General features: G+C 68.8%; 17 protein-coding genes and 1 pseudogene. 11 read left to right on the top strand and 7 right to left on the bottom strand.

Annotated features, from left to right (window positions below):
• Positions 1 to 80: 80 nt before the first annotated feature.
• The 8 genes from mazG (at position 81) to AB3X07_RS07035 (ending at position 5644) form a co-directional block, all read left to right on the top strand.
• Positions 81 to 860, top strand: a complete 780-nt coding sequence (gene mazG / locus AB3X07_RS07000; RefSeq protein ID WP_369944680.1) for a nucleoside triphosphate pyrophosphohydrolase — start codon at positions 81 to 83, stop codon at positions 858 to 860.
• Complete coding sequence (locus AB3X07_RS07005) at positions 857 to 1180, top strand: YnfA family protein (RefSeq protein WP_369943712.1); 324 nt, start codon at positions 857 to 859, stop codon at positions 1178 to 1180. Before mazG ends, AB3X07_RS07005 begins: the two co-directional genes overlap by 4 nt.
• A 233-nt stretch (positions 1181 to 1413) precedes the next feature.
• Positions 1414 to 1716 (top strand): Mpo1-like protein, encoded by a 303-nt coding sequence (locus AB3X07_RS07010; RefSeq protein ID WP_369943713.1) that lies wholly within the window; start codon positions 1414 to 1416, stop codon positions 1714 to 1716.
• 68 nt (positions 1717 to 1784) lie between these two features.
• Positions 1785 to 2753 (top strand): SPFH domain-containing protein, encoded by a 969-nt coding sequence (locus AB3X07_RS07015; protein ID WP_369943714.1) that lies wholly within the window; start codon positions 1785 to 1787, stop codon positions 2751 to 2753.
• A gap of 3 nt (positions 2754 to 2756) precedes the next feature.
• Positions 2757 to 3188: an NfeD family protein gene (locus AB3X07_RS07020; protein WP_369943715.1), complete on the top strand. Its 432-nt coding sequence runs from the start codon at positions 2757 to 2759 to the stop codon at positions 3186 to 3188.
• Positions 3189 to 3520: 332 nt separating this feature from the next.
• Positions 3521 to 4627 carry a glycine cleavage system aminomethyltransferase GcvT gene (gene gcvT, locus AB3X07_RS07025; protein WP_369943716.1) on the top strand — a complete coding sequence of 369 codons (1107 nt, stop codon included), beginning with the start codon at positions 3521 to 3523 and terminating at the stop codon, positions 4625 to 4627.
• Positions 4628 to 4727: 100 nt separating this feature from the next.
• Entirely contained in the window at positions 4728 to 5123 is a 396-nt protein-coding gene (gcvH, locus tag AB3X07_RS07030) for a glycine cleavage system protein GcvH (RefSeq protein ID WP_369943717.1), read from the top strand.
• A gap of 215 nt (positions 5124 to 5338) precedes the next feature.
• The gene (locus tag AB3X07_RS07035) at positions 5339 to 5644 is read left to right on the top strand and encodes a hypothetical protein (RefSeq protein ID WP_369943718.1); all 306 of its coding nucleotides are present in this window, start codon (positions 5339 to 5341) and stop codon (positions 5642 to 5644) included.
• A gap of 173 nt (positions 5645 to 5817) precedes the next feature.
• Here AB3X07_RS07035 and AB3X07_RS07040 read toward each other — a convergent pair whose 3' ends face one another.
• The 4 genes and pseudogenes from AB3X07_RS07040 to AB3X07_RS07055 all read right to left on the bottom strand — a co-directional run bounded on the left by AB3X07_RS07040 (position 5818) and on the right by AB3X07_RS07055 (position 10428).
• Positions 5818 to 6135 carry a hypothetical protein gene (locus tag AB3X07_RS07040; protein ID WP_369943719.1) on the bottom strand — a complete coding sequence of 106 codons (318 nt, stop codon included), beginning with the start codon at positions 6133 to 6135 and terminating at the stop codon, positions 5818 to 5820.
• Positions 6136 to 6377: 242 nt separating this feature from the next.
• A pseudogene (locus AB3X07_RS07045) lies at positions 6378 to 6782 on the bottom strand (hypothetical protein); the annotation flags it as partial.
• 898 nt (positions 6783 to 7680) lie between these two features.
• Positions 7681 to 8652, bottom strand: a complete 972-nt coding sequence (locus tag AB3X07_RS07050) for an IS110 family transposase (RefSeq protein WP_369939651.1) — start codon at positions 8650 to 8652, stop codon at positions 7681 to 7683.
• Between the two features lie 423 nt (positions 8653 to 9075).
• Positions 9076 to 10428 carry a serine hydrolase domain-containing protein gene (locus tag AB3X07_RS07055; protein ID WP_369943720.1) on the bottom strand — a complete coding sequence of 451 codons (1353 nt, stop codon included), beginning with the start codon at positions 10426 to 10428 and terminating at the stop codon, positions 9076 to 9078.
• 315 nt (positions 10429 to 10743) lie between these two features.
• Between AB3X07_RS07055 and AB3X07_RS07060 the strand changes: the two genes are divergently transcribed.
• On the top strand, positions 10744 to 11640 hold the full coding sequence (locus AB3X07_RS07060) for a DMT family transporter (protein WP_369943721.1): 897 nt from the start codon (positions 10744 to 10746) through the stop codon (positions 11638 to 11640).
• Positions 11641 to 11657: 17 nt separating this feature from the next.
• Here the strand turns inward: AB3X07_RS07060 and AB3X07_RS07065 are convergent, their stop codons facing one another.
• Positions 11658 to 13253 (bottom strand): GMC family oxidoreductase, encoded by a 1596-nt coding sequence (locus tag AB3X07_RS07065; protein ID WP_369943722.1) that lies wholly within the window; start codon positions 13251 to 13253, stop codon positions 11658 to 11660.
• Between the two features lie 126 nt (positions 13254 to 13379).
• On the opposite strand from AB3X07_RS07065, the gene AB3X07_RS07070 reads away from it, so the two are divergent.
• Together AB3X07_RS07070 and AB3X07_RS07075 are read left to right on the top strand one after the other, a co-directional pair.
• Positions 13380 to 14741: an NTP/NDP exchange transporter gene (locus tag AB3X07_RS07070; RefSeq protein ID WP_369943723.1), complete on the top strand. Its 1362-nt coding sequence runs from the start codon at positions 13380 to 13382 to the stop codon at positions 14739 to 14741.
• An 88-nt stretch (positions 14742 to 14829) separates the two neighbouring features.
• Positions 14830 to 15183, top strand: a complete 354-nt coding sequence (locus AB3X07_RS07075; protein ID WP_369943724.1) for a DUF1304 domain-containing protein — start codon at positions 14830 to 14832, stop codon at positions 15181 to 15183.
• A gap of 405 nt (positions 15184 to 15588) precedes the next feature.
• On the opposite strand, the gene AB3X07_RS07080 is transcribed toward AB3X07_RS07075, so the two are convergent.
• Both AB3X07_RS07080 and AB3X07_RS07085 read right to left on the bottom strand, forming a co-directional pair.
• Complete coding sequence (locus tag AB3X07_RS07080; RefSeq protein WP_369943725.1) at positions 15589 to 18075, bottom strand: acyl-CoA dehydrogenase; 2487 nt, start codon at positions 18073 to 18075, stop codon at positions 15589 to 15591.
• The gene (locus tag AB3X07_RS07085) at positions 18072 to 18992 is read right to left on the bottom strand and encodes an alpha/beta fold hydrolase (protein ID WP_369943726.1); all 921 of its coding nucleotides are present in this window, start codon (positions 18990 to 18992) and stop codon (positions 18072 to 18074) included. Before AB3X07_RS07085 ends, AB3X07_RS07080 begins: the two co-directional genes overlap by 4 nt.
• Positions 18993 to 19041 lie beyond the last annotated feature (49 nt).

The raw sequence follows: 19041 nt of genomic DNA on the forward strand, positions 1-19041 counted from the left end.
GTCCTGGCGGCGCGTGGCCGTCGCACCGGAACGCCCCTGTGAATCCAGCCCGCTACGACCTTCCCGCCCTGCTCGAGATCATGGCGCGCCTGCGCGATCGCGAGCACGGCTGCCCCTGGGATCTGGAGCAGGATTTCGCCAGCATCGCCGCCTACACCATCGAAGAAGCGTACGAGGTGGCCGACGCGATCGACCGCAACGACCTGGGCGAGTTGAAGGACGAACTCGGCGACCTGCTGCTGCAGGTGGTGTTCCATGCGCAGATGGCGCGCGAGCAGGGCGCGTTCGGCTTCGACGACGTGGTCGCCGCAATCTGCGACAAGATGGTGCGCCGGCATCCGCACGTGTTCGGCGACAGCCAGGTCGCCGACGCCGGGCAGCAGACATTGAACTGGGAGCAGATCAAGCGCGACGAGCGTGCCGCGGCTGGCAAGACCGACGCCTCCGCGCTGGCCGGGATCGCGCGTGGCCTGCCCGAATGGCAGCGCGCGGTAAAACTGCAGGCGCGCGCGGCGCGGGTCGGCTTCGACTGGCCCGGTCCCGGCCCGGTGTTGGACAAGCTGCAGGAGGAGTTGGAGGAAGTGCGCGTGGAGTTCGCGCGCGGCGCGGTGCAGGACAACCAGGCACGGCTGCAGGACGAGATCGGCGATCTGCTGTTCGTTTGCGCCAATCTCGCGCGTCACGCGCAGGTCGATGTCGGCGCTGCACTGCGTCATGCCAACCAGAAATTCGAACGCCGCTTCCGCGCGATGGAGCAGTTGGCGCAGCGCGAGGGCGGCGCACTGGATGGATTGTCGCTGGACCAGCAGGAGGCGTACTGGCAGCGCGCCAAGGCCGAGGAGCGCGGCGCGGCCGGATGAAGACGCTGCTGCTGTTCGTGCTGACCGCCCTGGCCGAGATCGTCGGCTGCTATCTGCCGTACCTGTGGCTGCGCGAACAGGGCAGCGCCTGGCTGTTGCTGCCGGCCGGCGCCAGCCTGGCCGCGTTCGTGTGGTTGCTGAGCCTGCATCCGGAGGCCAGCGGCCGCGTCTACGCCGCCTACGGCGGCGTCTACATCGCGGTGGCGCTGCTGTGGCTGTGGGCGGTGCAATCGATCCGGCCCACGCGCTGGGACCTGCTCGGCGCCGGCCTGTGCCTGCTGGGCATGGCGGTGATCATGTTCGCACCGCGGCAGGGCTGACCCGCGCGGAGCGCCGGAGCGCCGAACGGGAGGTGGCGATCTTCCGGCGACGGCGTCGTGTGCTGCCGGCGTATCGCGTCCTCGCCGCCGCCTGACAACACTAGGCGCGATCGGGTGGGGCGGCGCGCCTCCGGTGGCGCGGCCTTCCCGGTGCTGCCCGGACCACGCGTCTTTAATGCAGCCGCCGGCGCGGCGTATGCTGGCCGCCTGCGTTGCCTAGGGAGGGCCGCCGCATGCGCCGTTTCGCCAGCTTCCGCGCGTTCTATCCGTTTTATTTGAGCGAGCACCGCCATCCGCTGTCGCGGCGGCTGCACTTCGTCGGCAGCGCTGCGGTGCTGCTGGTCGTGCTGCTGGCGCTGTGCACCGGCCAGCCACGCTGGCTGTGGGCGGCGCCGGTGTGCGGCTACGGCTGCGCCTGGGCCGGGCATTTCTTCTTCGAGAAGAACCGTCCGGCCACCTTCCGCCATCCGCTGTACTCGTTCGCCGGCGACTGGGTCATGTTCAAGGACATGCTGCTCGGCCGCATCCGCTGGTGACCGGCGCCCGCGCAGGCGCTCGCTATACTGCGGACTCGATTCCTTTTTTCGGTTAATGGAGCAACCCGATGCCATCCACCTTCTTCCTCGCGCTGGTTCTGCTGGTCGCCGGCGTGATCGTGCTGTTCAAGACCGTGCGCATGGTGCCGCAGGGTTTCCAGTGGACGGTGGAGCGGTTCGGCCGCTACACCCACACCCTGTCGCCGGGCCTGCATTTCCTGATCCCGGTGGTCTACGGGGTGGGGCGCAAGGTCAACATGATGGAGCAGGTGCTGGATGTGCCCAGCCAGGACGTCATCACCAAGGACAACGCGGTGGTGCGCGTGGACGGCGTGGTGTTCTTCCAGGTACTGGACGCGGCCAAGGCGGCGTATGAGGTATCGAATCTGGAGATCGCCACCATCGCGCTGGTGCAGACCAACATCCGTACCGTGATCGGCTCGATGGACCTGGACGAGTCGCTGAGCCAGCGCGAGACCATCAACGCGCAGTTGTTGAACGTGGTCGACCATGCCACCAACCCGTGGGGCATCAAGGTCACCCGCATTGAGATCCGCGACATCCAGCCGCCGCGCGACCTGGTCGATGCGATGGCGCGGCAGATGAAGGCCGAGCGCGAGAAGCGCGCGCAGATCCTCGAGGCCGAGGGCTCGCGGCAGTCGGAGATCCTGCGCGCCGAGGGCGAGAAGCAGGCGGCGGTGCTGGAGGCCGAAGGCCGCAAGGAGGCCGCGTTCCGCGACGCCGAGGCGCGCGAGCGCCTGGCCGAGGCCGAAGCGCGCGCCACCGCGATGGTGTCCAAGGCGATCGCCGAAGGCGACGTGCAGGCGATCAACTACTTCATCGCGCAGAAGTATGTGGAGGCGTTCAAGGAACTGGCCACCGCGCCGAACCAGAAGTTCGTGCTGATGCCGATGGAGTCCAGCGGCATCATCGGCTCGATCGCGGGCATCTCCGAGCTGGCCCGCGAGGCGCTGGGCAAGCAGCAGTCCGCGCCGCCGGCGGTGCCGCGCGGCATGCCGCCGCGCAGCGGAGCCTGAGCCGTGCGCGCGGAGGTGGTGGCGTGGGGCGCGCTGACCTTGCTGCTGTTCGCGGCCGAAGCGCTGGCGCCGGGCGCCTTCATGCTGTGGATGGGGTTCGCCGCCGCGGCGGTGTTCCTCGCGGTGCTGGTGCTGCCGGATATGTCGCTGCTGCTGCAGGTCGGCGCGTTCGTGGTGCTGAGCTTCGTTTCGATCCAGGTGTACCGCACCTGGTTCCGCAAGCGCGATCGGGTCAGCGACCAGCCGCTGCTCAACCGCCGCGCCGAGCAACTGATCGGGCGCGTGGTGACGCTGGACCAGCCGATCCACGGCGGCCGCGGCCGCGCCAAGGTTGACGACGCGTTCTGGGTCGTCGGTGGTCCCGAACTGCCCGCGGGCAGCGCGGTGCGCATCGTCGGCGTGGACGGGATGACGCTGCTCGTCGAGGCGGAGTGAGGCCGGGAGTGGGGATTCGGGATCGGGAATTGGTGTCGCGAGTGCGCGGCACCTCCGCCGTTTCCCTTCCTCTCGCGTAAGAACGGCGGAAGCTTCTCCCGCGCACTGCAAGACCCGGCGCCGGCCTTCGGATCAGGGCGGCGCTGCTGCGAATCCCGAATCCCGATTCTCCAATCCCCGCCTTCGCCGGTCGCGGCTGAAGCCGCTCCTACAGCACGATCTGGCGCCGGTTCCTGGGTCGGAACGGCCGCGCCTGCGATTCCCCATTCTCCATTCCCCACTCCCGGCTTCACGCCAGCGATAATGGGCGACTTTCCTCACGGACCCGCGCCATGACCCAGAAGACCATCCTCAACGACAGCCACCGCGCCCTCGGCGCCAAGATGGTCGACTTCGGCGGCTGGGACATGCCGATCCACTACGGCTCGCAGATCGACGAGCACCATCAGGTGCGCCGCGACGCCGGCATGTTCGACGTCAGCCACATGACCGTGGTCGACCTGCATGGCGCGCAGGTGCGCGCCTTCCTGCGCCATCTGCTGGCCAACTCGGTGGACAAGCTCAAGGTGCCGGGCAAGGCGTTGTACACCTGCATGCTCAATCCGCAGGGCGGGGTGATCGACGACCTGATCGTCTATTACCTGTCCGACACCTTCTTCCGCCTGGTGGTCAACGCCGCCACCCGCGCCAAGGACCTGGCCTGGATCGGCGAGCAGGCGCACGCGTTCGGCGTGGAGGTGCGCGAGCGCGACGACTTCGCGATGATCGCGGTGCAGGGCCCCACGGCGCGCGCCAAGGTGATCGGCCTGCTGCGCGAGGACGACCGCGCCGCGGTGCAGAAGCTGGGCCGCTTTTCCGCGGTCGAGGCCAGTTCGGCCGACGGCGTGGCGCTGTTCGTCGCGCGCACCGGCTACACCGGCGAGGACGGCTTCGAGATCGTGCTGCCGCAGCAACAGGCCGTGGCGTTCTGGGATGCGCTGCTGCGGGCCGGGGTCAAGCCGGCCGGACTGGGCGCGCGCGACACGCTGCGGCTGGAGGCCGGCATGAACCTGTATGGACAGGACATGGACGAGACCGTGTCGCCGTACGAGGCGGCGCTGGCCTGGACGGTGACGCTGGACGAGGGCCGCGTGTTCATCGGCCGCGATGTGCTCGAGGCGCACAAGGCCAACGGCGCGCCGCGGCAGATGATCGGCCTGGTGATGGACGACAGGGGCGTGCTGCGCCACGGCCAGAAGGTGCTGACCGCGCAGGGCGAGGGCGAGATCCTGTCCGGCACGTTCTCGCCGACGCTGGGCAAGGCGATCGCCTTCGCGCGCGTACCGGCCGGCGAGCCGGGCGCGGTGCGCGTGGACATCCGCGGCAAGGAAGTGCCGGTGCGCGTGGTCAAGTTCCCGTTCGTGCGCGAAGGCCAGGTCCAGCCCGGCGTGCTCGGCTGAGCCGCCGCCCGCCGCGATGCGCCCGCGCCATCGTTGCGGAGCATCCGGTTCGCTACACTAGCCATCCATCCCCGATACCGTCTTCTTCCGGAGCAACCCCATGAGCGAGATCCCTGGCGACCTCAAATTCCTCAAGTCCCACGAGTGGGCGCGCGTCGAAGGCAGCGGCCGCGTCACCGTCGGCATCTCCGATCATGCCCAAGGCCTGCTCGGCGACCTGGTCTACGTCGAACTGCCGAACGTCGGCGATGAGGTCGTCGCCGGCAACGGCGTGGCCGTGGTCGAGTCGGTCAAGGCCGCCTCGGACGTGTACAGCCCGCTCACCGGCAAGGTGGTCGAGGTCAACAGCGCGCTCAGCGACAAGCCGGAGACCATCAACGAGGACGCCTACGGCGAAGGCTGGCTGTTCGTGCTGGAGATCGACGACCAGGAGCAGTTGAACGAACTGCTGTCCCCGGACGACTACGCCGAGCTGCTCGAGGAAGACGGCCACTGAGCCGCGCCGCCTCGTCGCGACAGCCGAACCGGCCGCCTTGTGCGGCCGGTTTTCGTTTGGGGGCTCGGACGATCATGCGGTGCAGGACGGCGGCGTGCGCGTCGCCGGGTGAAGCTGCACGTCGCGCACGCGGCGCGCCGGAAACCACGCGACGATCGACCCGACGAGCAGCGGCCGGCGCGCTGCATGCGGCGATGCACCGCCGCCGCCCGAGGATGCTGCAGGACGACCGCGCCACGCAGGCAACTATCGCGTCGGAATTTTGGCAGTGGTGGCGGCGCAGGGCGGCGCGCGACGCGATCGACCTGCGCGCGAAGGCCGGCGCCGAGCGTAGACACGATCGCGGCGCGCCGGTCGCGGCAGGAAACGGTGCTGCATTCGCATCGGTCTCGCCTGTCCGCCATGGCGGCGACGAGGCGGCGCCGCCGTGGCGCCGCATCCGCGCACGCGCGCGTCGCCGCGGTCGCGATGGCGCGACAGAACGCCGAGGCATCGGCCGCGCACGCGTGACGTCGCGGTGATGAGGCGGCGTGTCGAATCGACCTCGATGCCGGCATCGCGCGTGGTCGTTGCGCCGCGCGCGTGGCGAAGCGCGCAGGCGTCGCGCGCGTCGCATGGCGCGAAAAAGTTTGCGCAGTTTTGCGCATTTGCTCTTGTGCGATGCCGGAATGGCACGCGCTGCGAAAAGTTTTTTTCAGCTTGCGGACAGGCTCGTGCGCGCGCGTGCCGCCGTCGCCAGCATGCCGCGCGCGCGCGCGCGCGGCGGCGGGTCGGATTGGAATGTTGCAAAAAAGCACGGGAATTTCCGCTGTTTTTGTTTGCGTCGAACCTTCGCCACAGGTTCGGCGGCGGCGCCGGCCGCACGCGAATGGCTGCCGCGCGCGGCGCTTGGCGGCGTCGCTAAGCGCCGCGCCTGAAAAAAAATTGCGGAGACCTGTTGACAGTAAAAAAAAGCGTGATTAGGTTTCGCCCAGCAGACGTTGCTGCGCAAGCGAGTGAATCGGATCGACATCAAACCGCGAAGCACAACTTGGACATCCGCCAGGAACCCGATGATGGTGGATCAGGTATCGCTTCCCTCCGAGAAACGCAACGTCTCCCCTGGCACGGCACCCGTATCGAGCTTCGGTACGGGTGTTTCTGTATCCGACCCGGCCCGCACGACGCGCCGACGGATCCTGCAGGCGGACCATCGCCGCGGGTTTGCTTTAACTGGGCGTTTTCAATCCATAGTTCACTGACGAGGAGCCATCCCATGGCCACGAAGAAAGCTGCGAAAAAGAAGCCGGCCGCCAAGAAAGCGGTCAAGAAGACTGCCGCCAAGAAGCCGGCAGCCAAGAAGATCTCGGTCAAGAAGGCAGTGAAGAAGGCTGTCAAGAAGGTCGCCAAGAAGGTCGCCAAGGTGAAGAAGGCGGTCAAGAAGGCCGTCAAGAAGACCGCCGCGAAGAAGGCGGTGAAGAAGACCGCGAAGAAGGCAGCGACCAAGAAGACCGCCGCCAAGAAGACCGCGAAGAAGGCCACTGCCAAGAAGGCAGTGAAGAAGACCGCGAAGAAGGCCACCGCGAAGAAGGCGGTCAAGAAGTCGGCTGCCAAGAAGCCGGCCGCGAAGAAGGCTGTCGCCAAGAAGGCCGTCGCGAAGAAGAAGCCGGCTGCCCGCAAGAAGAAGACCGCTCCGGTCGCACTGCCGGCAACGCCCGCGCCGCTGATCTGATCCATCCCGATAGCCGTCCCTAAGCTCTCTCCCCGGTGCCCAGCGGGGAGGGAGCTTTTTTATGGGCGTCGTTCGGCGTCGCTGCGGCGAGTTGCGTGCAGGCGTCGACGTGGTATCGCGCTGCCGGCCGCCTGCCATCGGCATGCCGCCTGCGCGGTCTGCGGTCTTCTCGCGGAGACGGTGGCCAGTCCTTGAAGGGGCGTTTGCCGCCATTGTGCTCTGTCGCCATCGGGCGTGACCGATCTGTCCGGAGTTCCCACGACTGCGCTGCTAGCGACCACGCCGCACGCGTTCGTCAAGCGGCTGCCTCCTTGCCTTGGAGCCGCGTTCGCCGAAGTCGTATGGCTTCTCCCGCGTGCGCCAGGGCATCCAGCAGCGCTGCCATGTGGCGCGCTGGCAACTCGGCGTTCAAACCATCCGCACTGTTCGCCACGCAGGGTGCTGCGTCGGCGCCTGCGTGAGATGGCGGGTGCGCGCGAGATCGCGTTGGCGTACAGGCGAACCCATCGTCACCATCGATCGTTGTCCGACGGACGGTCGCCGCCCTGCATGCACATGGCGGCGACCTGCTTCTTGCTGCGCGTTTTGTCCAGACGTTGGCAACCTGTTGCCGCGAGGCTTCGCTCGGACCCTCACCCCAACCCCTCTCCGGATGGGAGAGGGGCTTTATCCGCTTGATGGACGTGTGCGAGTCGCTGCCGGCCGGTCCTGCTGCCGATTGTCGTAGCGAAAGACGCCGGCCGACGCCGGCAACGAAGCGCCTATCGATGGCTTCAAGCAGGGGCTTCAGCATGGGTCGGCCGCTGCTGCCACGGGCGCTGCCCCCTGTAGATACCGTCTTCCCCCCTAACAGGCAAGGGCCTTTTGAGGGTCGAAGGGCGTGCGCGATTTGAGCACGCCGTAGGCGATATGCAGCAGCTTGCGCATGGCGGCGCAGATGATCTGCTTGTTGGCCTTGCCGCGTTCGCGCAGGCGTTGTTTCAGCGCACGCACGACCGGGTTGTGGGTCATGGCGACCAAGGCCGGCAGGAACAGGCCGGCGCGCAGGCGTGGGGAGCCGGTACGGGAGATGCAGACCTGCCCCTTGCGCTTGCCGGACTCCTGCAGCCGTGGATTCAACCCGGCGAAGGCGGTCACCGCCGAGGCCTGGGAGAAGCGCTCCACGTCGCCGAGCTCGGCCAGCAACAGCGCCGCGCTCCTCTCGGCGATGCCGTCGATGCTGACCAGCAGCTCGCGCTGCCCGCGCAGGGTAGGATCCTTGTCGATCTGGTCGTCGATGGCCCGTTCGATCTGGGCGATGTTCGCTTGCAACTGGCCGATGATCTCCAGCAGCGAGTCGCGCACCACCGGCGCGGCGACGTCCAGGCGGTTGCGCTCCATCTGCAGCATCTGCAGCAGGTCCTCGCGCCGACGCACCAGCGCCTTGAGGTGCTTGAGCGCCGGCGGATCGGACTGCCACGGCCGCAATTGCGACGCATGGCGCAGGCCGTAGCTGGCGATCAGCTTGGCATCGCTCCGGTCGGTCTTGACCCGGGTCAGCTGGCTGCGCGCATACAGCGCCGTCTGCGCCGGGTTGAGGACGCATACGCGGTAGCCCAAGGCGTGCACGAACTCAGCCAGGGCCTCGTGGTAGGTGCCGGTGGCTTCCATCACGATCCAGCTGTCCGCCTGCGCATGGCTCTGCAGCCACGTCCGTAGGGCCTGGAACCCCTTCGGATCGTTGGAAAGCTTGGCCTTGGTGCGGTACTTGCCGTTGGCCAGGTCGATGGCCAGGTCGAAACGGTGTTTGGCGACGTCGATACCGACGACTGGGGACATGGGGAATTCCTCCATCGTAGGGTGAACACGATCACCGCTGCGCCCGGTCCTGCCTTGTGGATGCGAGTTCACGCCTGCGGCGGACTCTGGATACCGTACGGACACCGATGGGCCAGCATATGCAATGCGGGAGCCAATCTACAATGCAAGCTCGTGGCTTTAGGAGCGACTGGGCTTCCCGCACTGCTCCGATGATCAGTCGGAAGACATAAGGCCACGTGGGCCTCATGTCCAGATACAAGGAGCGGCTTTAGCCGCGACCTATCGTCTGGATTCCCTCAATGCCGGATCAACTGCAGCTACCAGTGTGCGCCGCATCCGATAGTGTCCCGTTGAAGCGCAGCCCCCGCGAAAGCGGCACGCTAGACAGCAAAAAGGCGGCTCGCGCCGCCTTCCGCTCAATCCATCCGGAACCCGCCCGCGTCAGTGCGGCGACGCGGTCGACTTGGACGAGGAGGCGCCCTTCTTGTCCTTCGGGTCCGGACGCTCGGCCATCATGTTGTCGCTGCCGAAGTCGGTGTCCACGTCCAGCCAGCGCTGCGTCGGCAGGCCGATGGCGCGGTCGAGGATGGTCGGCAGCAGCCCGGACGGCAGGCCGCTCTCGCCGTTCCACAGGATCGCCACACCGAGGTCGCGTTCCGGCACCAGCGCGACCAGGCCGCGATAGCCCTGCACCGCGCCGGCATGGAACACCACCTGGTGGCCCGAGTAGTCGAACACGCGCCAGCCCAGCGCGTAACTGGCCGAGTTGACCCGCTCGCGGCGCCAGCCCGAGCGCATTTCGCCCGGAGTGAGGATGAGCGGCGCATGCAGGGTCGCCAGCAGCGGCGCCGGCAGCACGTCCGGACGGTGTCCGGTCTGCGCGATCAGCCACTGCGCCATGTCGCTGATGCTGGCGTTGACGCCGGCGGCCGGGGCCAGCCGGTAGTAGGTGGGCTTGGGCATCAGCGACACCCAGCCGTTGCGGCTGCGCACGTGCGGGCGCGCCCAGCGCGGGCTGGCCTGGATGCCGGCCAGGCCCAGGCTGGCGTCGTTCATGCCCAGCGGCTTGAAGATGCGGCGCTCCACCGACTGCTCGTAGAAGCTGCCGGAGGCGGCGAACACCACGTCGCCGATCAGGCTGAAGGCGACGTTCTGGTAGGCATAGCATTCGCCCGGCGCGCACTTGAGCGGGGCATAGGCGAGCTTGTGGCTGAGCGTGTAGTAGTCGGCGTTGGATTCGACGTCGCGGTCGTAGGCGTTATAGGTCAGGCCGACGCGGTGGCTGAGCAGGTCGGCCACGTTCAACTGGCGGGTGGCGACCGGGTCGCTGAGCTGGAAGCCGGGCACGTAGTCGATGACCTTGCTGTCCCAGCGCAGCGTGCCGTCGTTGACCAGCAGACCGGCCATGGTGCCGGCGAAGGCCTTGGACAGCGAGGCCAGGCGGAACACGGTGTGCGCATCGACCGGTTCGGGGCGATTGACGTCGGTGACGCCGTAGCCGCGCGCGCTGATCACCTGACCGTTGTGCACGATCGCCACCGCCAGGCCGGGCACGCGCTCGCCATAGGTGAGCTGCTCGGCCATCGCTTCCAGGCTGGCGACATCGAAGTCCCTGGCCAGCGGCAGCACTTTGCTCTCCGGCAGCGACGCGCGATACGGCAGCGGCTGGGTCGGCGAGGTGTAGCGCGTGGCCTCGGTGTAGAGCGGCGGCGGCAGCGGTTGCGCCGGCGCCGGCGTCTGCGCGGTGGAGGACATCGCAAAGGGCAGCAACGCCCCGAGCAACCCGGTTGCCACCGGTCGAAGGAGCCGGTGCCTGCTGTTCTGTGTCATCGCGCGTGTGGCCTGTGAGGTGCTGCCGAAACCGATTCTAGCGCCGCTTTTCGCGATTGCACAAACCGGGACAAGATGAATGGGCATCGTCTTGATCCTACTGATGATTTTGCCGCGCCGACGCCGTGGTGGCGGTGTGCTGCGTGAGCTCCAGCCGCGAGGGCGCGGCCCTGCCTGGACAGATGCAATCGGCGTGCCCCGGCGGCCAGGGACGCGGCGCTCCGGCTGAACGGTTGTACGCGGAGTGACGGCAGCCGTGCGGTTGCGGGATCATGCCGCATGCCAGTTCCCGCGCATCCGCCGATCCCCGCCGCGCGCCGCCTGCCCAGCGTCGCGACCTGGCTGGGTCTGGCCTTCGTGCTGGTGTGGTGCACCGGCTACATCGCCGGCAAGCAGGTGGTGGCGCACGCCGCACCATTCACCGCGCTGCTGTGGCGCTTCGGCCTGACCGCGCTGTGCTTCGCGCTCGCCGCCGGTCGCGCACGGCTGCAGGCGCTGCCGCGGCAGGAATTGGCGCGCAGCGCGCTGGCCGGGGTGCTGATGCTGGCCCTGCAGTTCGGCGGGGTGTACGCGGCGTTCGCGTTGGGCACCGGCTCGGGCGTGGCCGCGTTGGTGATCGGGGCGATGCCGTTGCTGGTGGCCTGGGCCAGCCCGTGGTTCGGCGGGGCACGCCTGCGTGCCGCGCAATGGCTGGGCATGGCGCTGGGGTTCGCCGGCGTCGCCACCGTCGCGGCCGACCGGATCGACGGGACGACCTCCTGGGGCGGCTGGCTGGCGCTGCTGGTGGGCCTGTTCGGCATCGCCGCCGGCACCCTGTACCAGAAGCGGCACGCCGCCCAGCTCGACCTGCGCGTCGGGCTGGCGGTGCAGAACGCGGCGGCGACGCTGGTGCTGCTGCCGCTGGCGGCGTGGGAAGGCTTCCGTTTCCAGACCAGCGGCGGGTTCGTCGCGGCGATGGCGTGGCTGGTGCTGGTCAACTCGATCGGCGGCTTCGCGCTGCTGTTCCTGCTGCTGCGCCGCGGCGCGGCCACGCAGGTGGCGAGCCTGTTCTTCCTGATGCCGCCGGTTACCGCCGTGTTCGGCCACGTGCTGCTCGGTGAGCACCTGACCACCCTGAAACTGTGCGGCTTCGCGCTGGCGGCGCTGGGCGTGTGGTTGGCCGGACGCGCGCGCTGACGCGCCACGCGTGACGTTCAGTCGCGCAGCACGCTGCGGCCGCGGATCAGGTCCGCGGCGCGCTCGGCGATCATCATCGTCGGCCCGTTGGTGTTGCCGCTGACCAGGCGCGGCATCACCGAGGCGTCGACCACGCGCAGGCCGTCCAGCCCGCGCAGGCGCAACTGCGGATCGACCACGGCATGCGCATCGCTGCCCATCCGGCAGGTGCCGATCGGGTGATAGATGGTCTCGGCCTTGGCGCGGATGTAGGCGATCAGGCCGGCCTCGTCCAGATCCTCGCGCGCCGGCAGCAACGGCGCGCCACGCCATTGCGCGAAGGCCGGCTGCTGCAGGATGCGCCGCGCCAGGCGCGCGCATTCCACCAGCATGCGCAGGTCGAAACCGTCGGGGTCGCTGAGATAGTTGGCCTGGATCCGTGCCGGGGTGCGCGGGTCGGCGTCGTTGAGCGACAGGCGGCCGCGGCTGCGCGGCTGCAGGTGGCAGGCGTGCAGGGTGAAGCCGTCGCCGGGCAGGCGGTTGCGGCCATGGTCGTCGAGCATCGCCGGCACGAAATGCAACTGGATGTCGGCGCGCGCGTCCGGCGCCAGCGGCGAACGGATGAAGCCGCCGGCCTCGGCGATATTACTGCTGCCGGCGCCGCGGTGGCCGCGCAGGAAATAGTCGAAGGCGATCTTGAGCTGGTTGCGGCGGTCGTAGCTGATGCCGGGGCGCGTGCGGTACAGCGTGCACACGTCCAGGTGATCCTGCAGGTTGGCGCCGACCTGCGGCTGGTCCAGGCGCACCGCGATGCCGTGGCGCTGCAGTTCCTCGGCCGGGCCGATGCCCGACAGCATCAGCAACTGCGGCGAGTTCACCGCGCCGGCGCTGAGCAGCACCTCGCGCGTCGCGCGCGCGTGCACCTCGCTGCCGCGCTGCGCGTAGGCCACGCCGACCACGCGCTCGCCTTCGAGCAGCAGCCGCAGCACCAGCGCATCGGTGATCACCTGCAGGTTGGGGCGCGCCTGCGCCGGGGCCAGGTAGGCGACCGCCGCCGAGCAGCGCGCGCCGTCCTTCTGGGTGACCTGGTACAGGCCCACGCCCTGTTGCTGCGGGCCGTTGAAGTCGGGGTTGTGCGGAAAGCCCGCCTGCTGCCCGGCGGCGATGAACACCGCCGAGAGCGGGTTGTGGTGGCGCAGGTCGGACACGTGCAGCGGACCGTCGCCGCCGTGCAGCGCGTCGCCGCCGCGGCTGTTGCGCTCGCTGCGGCGGAAGTAGGGCAGCACGCCGCGCCAGTCCCAGCCCTCGGCGCCGTCGGCCGCCCAGTCGTCGTAGTCGGCCGGCACGCCGCGCACGTAGCACATCGCGTTGATCGAACTCGATCCGCCCAGCACCTTGCCGCGCGGCCACCACAGGCGGCGGTCGTTCAAGGCCGGCTCCGGCGCGGTGAGGTAGTTCCAGTTGAGGCGGCGGTTGTTGGCCAGGCGCGCCAGGCCGGCCGGCATGTGGATGAAGGGATTGCGGTCGCGCGGCCCGGCCTCGATCAGCAGCACCTTGCAATCGCGATCCTCGCTGAGCCGGTTGGCCAGCACGCAGCCCGCCGAGCCCGCGCCGATGATGATGTAGTCGTACACCCGCGGTAGTCCCCCCGATTCCTGGCGCCGACGCTAGTCGCCGGGGATAGAGCATATGCTCGGCGCGCGTGGTGGCGTGCGGCGGCGCGGCATATCCGTGGGACTCGCACGGCGACGGCGCTGGCGATGTTGCAGTGCATCGGATACCTTGCGCGCAACCAGGCGGCGAACGGCGAGCCGATGCAAGCGGAAAACAAGCGCGTCCACACCGGCGAGCTGCGCGCGGTGCTGCTGTCCTTCGTCTACTTCTTCTGCGTGCTGTCGGCGTACTACGTGATCCGGCCGGTGCGCGAACAACTGGCCGCGGCGGTCGGCTCGACCCAGCTCCCTTGGTTCTACATGGCGACCTTCGTCGCCACGCTGCTGCTGACTCCGCTGTTCGCATGGATGGCGGCGCATTGGCCGCGACGGATCGTGGTCCCGGCGGTGTACGTGTTCTTCGCGCTGTGCCTGTTCGGCTTCGTGCCGCTGTTCAGCGGCTACGGCGGGCTCAGTCCGCGTGCGCTGGGCATCGTGTTCTTCGTCTGGGTCAGCGTGTTCAACCTGTTCGTGGTGTCGGTGTTCTGGAGCTTCATGGCCGACATCTGGAGCAACGAACAGGCGCGGCGGCTGTTCCCGCTGATCGGCCTGGGCGGCACCGCCGGCGCGGTAGCCGGCCCGCTGCTGACCCGGGGGCTGGTCGGGGTGATCGGCGTGGCGCCGCTGCTGGTGGTGTCGGCGGCGCTGTTGGGCGTGGCACTGGCTTGCGTGATCCTGCTCGGGCGCTGGGCACGGGTGCATGGCGCGCGCCGCCACGACGTCGGCCACGAGGGGGCGGTCGGCGGTGGCATGTTCGACGGTCTCAAACAGATCCTGGCCAATCCGTTCATGCGGGGCATGGCACTGCTGATGCTGCTGGGCGATTGCATCGGCACGGCCGGCTACGCGCTGATGACCGATTACTCCGGCGCCACCTTCCACAACGCGGTCGAGCGCACCGAGTTCGCCGCCAACATCGACATGCTGACCAATGTGTTGCAGGTCGCCGTGCAGATCACGGTGACCCGCTGGCTGCTGATGAAGAAGGGCGCCGGCATGGTGATCGCGCTGTGGGCGCTGATCAGCGTGGGCGCGCTGGTGGCCACCGCGTTGTCGCCCGATCCCTATGCGCTGGCGGTGTGGATCGTGCCCTGGGTGGTGCTGCCGGTGGTGATCACCCGTGCGCTGACCTACGGCATGGTGGGGCCCGCGCGCGAATCGCTGTACACGCGGGTGCCGCGGCAGTTGCGCTACCAGGGCAAGAACGCGGTGGATACGGCAGTGTGGCGTGCCGGCGACGTGGCCGTCTCTTCGGCGATGATCGGCCTGCGCGGCCTAGGCGTGGGCGTGCAAGGTTTCGCCGCGTTGGCCGCATCGGCCGCGGCGCTTTCCGGCGTCATCGGCTGGCGCCTGGCGCGTGCGGTCGAAAGCACCGCCCCGACAGCGGCGGAGGCGGCGCCGAGGCGGTGAGTCCGCGTCCAGCAGGCCGCGCGGCCGTGGTGCCGGCCACCGCGGCAACCGCTATGCTGTGCATCCTCTTCCGCCGATGGACGCGCGCATGACCCTGCTGGCTTCGATCCTCGTATGCCTGGTGGCGCTGCTGCACGTCTACATCCTGGTGCTGGAGATGTTCCTGTGGACGCGGCCGCTGGGCATGAAGGTGTTCCGCAACGGCCCGGAGAAGGCGCAGTCGACCAAGGTCCTGGCCGCCAATCAGGGCCTGTACAACGGTTTCCTCGCCGCCGGCCTGGCCTGGGGCCTGGTCGCGCAGCGGGTCGATGTGATGCTGTTCTTCCTCGGCTGCGTGGTGGTGGCCGGCCTGTACGGCGGTTGGAGCGTCAGCCGCCGCATCGTGTTCGTGCAGGCGCTGCCGGCGGCGCTGGCGATTGTGGCGGTGCTGCTGGCGTTCTGAGCCGGGCCGCAAGTCGTCGCCGATGCGCGGCGGCGACGCGCCTCTAGAGGCGCGAAGAATCCGGTTTGATTCGCGCGCGCCTTCAATCTTCATGCCGCCGCTGCGTGGCTGGCCGCAGCCCGCGCGCGATGCGGACTTTTCAATCGCGGTACATCTGCAGGGCGACGGAGCGCGAGGCGCTGCCGGCTGGCTGTGGGAGCGGCTTCGGCAGCGACAGCCATTCCCGCTCAAGCGCCTCTTGGCCGACCCGGGCCACCTGATCCGCTCCCGCCGAGCGAAGACGTGTTCGGCTGACTCGCGCAGAAGTGGGTGGTGGACGCGCTGGTACTCAGCTCGGGGCTAGACCCTGAAACGCACGACGGCGGACCGAAGTCCGCCGTCGTGGGTGCCGCATGACCAGGGAGATCAGGCCGCTTCGCGCGAATGCCCGTCGTCGGCCGCGGCCGCGGCACGCTGGAAGTAGCTGGCCGAACGCAATTCGTCGGTGTCGAAGTCGTCGACGCTGATCGTGTCCATGGTGATCTCGCGCAGTTCCTCCAGCTGGCGGCGCTCGTCGGCCGAGAGCACGCCTTCGCGCACCGCCTCGTCCAGCTGCGAGGCGAAGTCCAGCGCCTCGATGCCCTTGCTCTTGAGCGCCTTCAAGAACTTGCGCTCGACCGGTTCGGCCAGCACCGCCTTGGTCAGGTAGCTGGCGATGCGACCGCCCGGATTGTTCTCGCACGGGGTCAGGAACACGCCCTGGCCGAGGCGATCGCGGGCTTCGTTCGGGGTCATCAGCAGCGCGGCGACGCGGTGGCCCAGGCGGTCGCCCGGCGCCTCGGCGCGGCGGCCCCACGGGAAGATCAGCGCCCACATCAGCCAGCCGACCGGACGGATCGGGAAGTTGCGCAGCGCCGCCGACAGCGCCAGCTCGATCTTGTGCACGCTGTCGTGGAAGGCCCAGGCCAGCAGCGGCTGGTCGGTCGCCGGCGCGCCGTCGTCGTGGTAGCGCTTGAGCATCGCGCTGGTCATGTAGATGTGGCTCAGCACGTCGCCCAGGCGCCCGGACAGCGACTCCTTGAACTTCAGCTTGCCGCCGAGCATCAGCATCGACACGTCGGCCATCAGCGCCAGGTTCGCCGAGTAGCGATCCAGCTTGCGGAAGAAACGGCGGGTGTAGGCGTCGCCCGGCGCGGCGCCGATGCGCGCGGCGGTCAGGCCGAACCACAGCGAGCGCACCGCGTTGGAGATGCCGAAGCCGATATGGCCGAACAGGTTGCGGTCGAACTCGTCGACGCCGGCCTTGTGGTCCGGGTTGCCGGCGGCCTTCATCTCCTTCATCACCCACGGATGGCACAGGATCGCGCCCTGGCCGAAGATCAGCAGGCTGCGGGTCATGATGTTGGCGCCTTCCACGGTGATCGCGATCGGCGCGGCCTGCCAACTGCGGCCGGCGAAGTTGCGCGGGCCCAGGATGATGCCCTTGCCGCCGACCACGTCCATCACGTCGCTGATGACTTCGCGGCTCATCGTGGTGCAGTGGTACTTGGCGATCGCCGACGGCACCGACGGCACGTCGCCGCGGTCCACCGCCGCGGCGGTCGCCTGCGACAGCGCGCTGATCGCATAGGCCTTGCCGCCGATCCGCGCCAGCGCCTCTTCCACGCCTTCGAAGCGGCCGACCGACAGGCCGAACTGCTTGCGGATGCGCGCATACGCGCCGGTGACGATCGCGCCGTACTTGGCGCCGCCGCTGGCGGTGGAGGGCAGGGTGATCGAGCGGCCCACGGCCAGGCACTCGTTGAGCATGTTCCAGCCCTTGCCGACCATGTCCACGCCGCCGATCAGCTGGCTGAGCGGGATGAACACCTCGCGGCCATGGATCGGGCCGTTCTGGAACGGCGAGTTCAGCGGGAAGTGGCGGCGGCCGATCTCAACGCCGGGGGTTTCGCGCGGCAGCAGCGCCAGGGTGATGCCGATGTCCTTGGTGTCGCCGATCAGGCCTTCCGGGTCGTACATGCGGAACGCCAGGCCGACCAGGGTCGCCACCGGGGCCAGGGTGATATATCGCTTGTCGAAGGTCAGCTTGACGCCGAGCACGTTGGCGCCATTCCACTCGCCCTTGCAGACGATGCCGTAGTCGGGGATCGAGGTGGCGTCGGAGCCGGCGAACGGACCGGTCAGGCCGAAGCAGGGAACTTCCTGGCCCACCGCCAGGCGCGGCAGGTAGTAGTCCTTCTGTTCCTTGGAGCCGTAATGCAGCAGCAGTTCGCCCGGACCCAGCGAGTTGGGCACGCCGACGGTGGAGCTGACCACGCTCGACACCGACGCGATCTTCTGGATCACCTTGTGGTGGGCCAGCGCGGAGAAGCCCAGGCCGCCGTATTCCTTCGGAATGATCATGCCGAAGAACTTGTGCTTCTTGATGAAGCTCCACAGCTCCGGCGGCAGGTCGGCGTGGACGTGGGTGATTTCCCAGTCGTTGGTCATCCGGCACAGTTCTTCGACCGGGCCGTCGAGGAAGGCCTGCTCCTCGGCGGTCAGCTGCGGCTTGGGATAGTTCAGCAGCTTCTGCCAGTCCGGGTCGCCGGTGAACAGCTCGCCTTCGAAACCGACCGAGCCGGTCTCCAGGGCGATGCGTTCGGTCTGCGACAGCGGTGGCAGCACCTTGCGGAACACCTTCAGCATCGGCGCGGTGAGCAGCGGCTTGCGCACGAACGGCAGCAGCAGCGGCACCGCGATCACCGCCAGCACGACGGCGGCGACGATGGTGGCGATGTGGTGGGCGCCGAGCAGCCAGCACGCGACCAGCAGCGTGGCGCTCAGCGCGGCCCAGACGGCGAGCCGCATGCGGTGGTAGGCGGCGAAGGCGCCAGCCAGCAACAACGCGAGGAAGGGTGCAACGATGCTCATGGGCGTGCTCCGGGGACAGACTCGGTAACGGCGGACGGTGCGCCGGCGCTAGCCGGTGGCAGTGCGTCCAGATAATGCAACACAGCGGCGGTAAATGCGGCGTTGTCGTCGCCGGCCAGCATATGCGTGGCCTCGGGCAGGTGCGCATGCTGCGCATGCGGCACCAGCGACAGGAATTCTTCGATGGTCTGCGGCGTGACCAGGTCGCTGCGCCCGCCACTGATCAGCAGCACCGGGCACTGCACCTGCGCGGCGGCCTGCGCGATCGCGCCCTGGTGCTGGTCGCTGTCGCGCGCAAGCTCTTCGACCAGGCGCGGATCCCAGTGCCAGTACCAGCGGCCGTCGTCATGCCGGCGCAACACGCTGCGCAACGCCTCCGGCGACTTGCGCGCGCGCTGCGGCAGATAGGCGGCGATGGCGTCGCCGGCGTCGTCCAGGCTGGCGAAGCCGCGCGGATGCGCGGTCATGAAGGCCAGGATGCGCTCGACCCCGGCCGGCTGCCAGCGCGGGGTGATGTCGACCAGCACCATCGCGCGGAACAGGCCAGGCCAGCGCGCCTCGGCCATCAAGCCGAACAGGCCGCCCATCGAGGCGGCGACCAGCACCGGCGCAGGCGTCATTTCGCCGGCGACCACGATCAGGTCGTCGGTGAACTGTTCGCCGCGGTACGCCAGCCCGGCGGGATTGCGCGAGGAGTCGCCGTGGCCACGCGCGTCGTAGGCGACGCTGCGATAGCAATGCGCGTGCAAGGTCGCGGCGGTGGCCGTCCATGCGTGCCGGGTCTGGCCGAAGCCATGCGCGAACAGCACGCCGCCCGCATCGCCCGGCGTCAGCACGGTTGCGGCCAGGCGCGTGTCGTCCGCACCGGAGAGCAGGGTGGGGGCGGACGATGGCAGGGTGGTGGGCGAGGAAACCATACCGGCTAGTATGGACTGGCATGCGGGGATGTCAATACGATGCAGTATG

Source organism: Xanthomonas sp. DAR 35659, from assembly GCF_041242975.1.
Classification (GTDB): Bacteria; Pseudomonadota; Gammaproteobacteria; order Xanthomonadales; family Xanthomonadaceae; genus Xanthomonas_A; species Xanthomonas_A medicagonis.

Excerpts from the sequence above, each read along its gene's own strand:
- mazG (WP_369944680.1), top strand. The coding sequence starts at position 81 with ATGGCGCGCCTGCGCGATCGCGAGCACGGCTGCCCCTGGGATCTGGAG.
- AB3X07_RS07005 (WP_369943712.1), top strand. The coding sequence starts at position 857 with ATGAAGACGCTGCTGCTGTTCGTGCTGACCGCCCTGGCCGAGATCGTC.
- AB3X07_RS07010 (WP_369943713.1), top strand. The coding sequence starts at position 1,414 with ATGCGCCGTTTCGCCAGCTTCCGCGCGTTCTATCCGTTTTATTTGAGC.
- AB3X07_RS07015 (WP_369943714.1), top strand. The coding sequence starts at position 1,785 with ATGCCATCCACCTTCTTCCTCGCGCTGGTTCTGCTGGTCGCCGGCGTG.
- gcvT (WP_369943716.1), top strand. The coding sequence starts at position 3,521 with ATGACCCAGAAGACCATCCTCAACGACAGCCACCGCGCCCTCGGCGCC.
- gcvH (WP_369943717.1), top strand. The coding sequence starts at position 4,728 with ATGAGCGAGATCCCTGGCGACCTCAAATTCCTCAAGTCCCACGAGTGG.
- AB3X07_RS07035 (WP_369943718.1), top strand. The coding sequence starts at position 5,339 with ATGCTGCAGGACGACCGCGCCACGCAGGCAACTATCGCGTCGGAATTT.
- AB3X07_RS07040 (WP_369943719.1), bottom strand. The coding sequence starts at position 6,135 with ATGTCGATCCGATTCACTCGCTTGCGCAGCAACGTCTGCTGGGCGAAA.
- AB3X07_RS07050 (WP_369939651.1), bottom strand. The coding sequence starts at position 8,652 with ATGTCCCCAGTCGTCGGTATCGACGTCGCCAAACACCGTTTCGACCTG.
- AB3X07_RS07060 (WP_369943721.1), top strand. The coding sequence starts at position 10,744 with ATGCCAGTTCCCGCGCATCCGCCGATCCCCGCCGCGCGCCGCCTGCCC.
- AB3X07_RS07070 (WP_369943723.1), top strand. The coding sequence starts at position 13,380 with ATGTTGCAGTGCATCGGATACCTTGCGCGCAACCAGGCGGCGAACGGC.
- AB3X07_RS07075 (WP_369943724.1), top strand. The coding sequence starts at position 14,830 with ATGACCCTGCTGGCTTCGATCCTCGTATGCCTGGTGGCGCTGCTGCAC.
- AB3X07_RS07080 (WP_369943725.1), bottom strand. The coding sequence starts at position 18,075 with ATGAGCATCGTTGCACCCTTCCTCGCGTTGTTGCTGGCTGGCGCCTTC.
- AB3X07_RS07085 (WP_369943726.1), bottom strand. The coding sequence starts at position 18,992 with ATGGTTTCCTCGCCCACCACCCTGCCATCGTCCGCCCCCACCCTGCTC.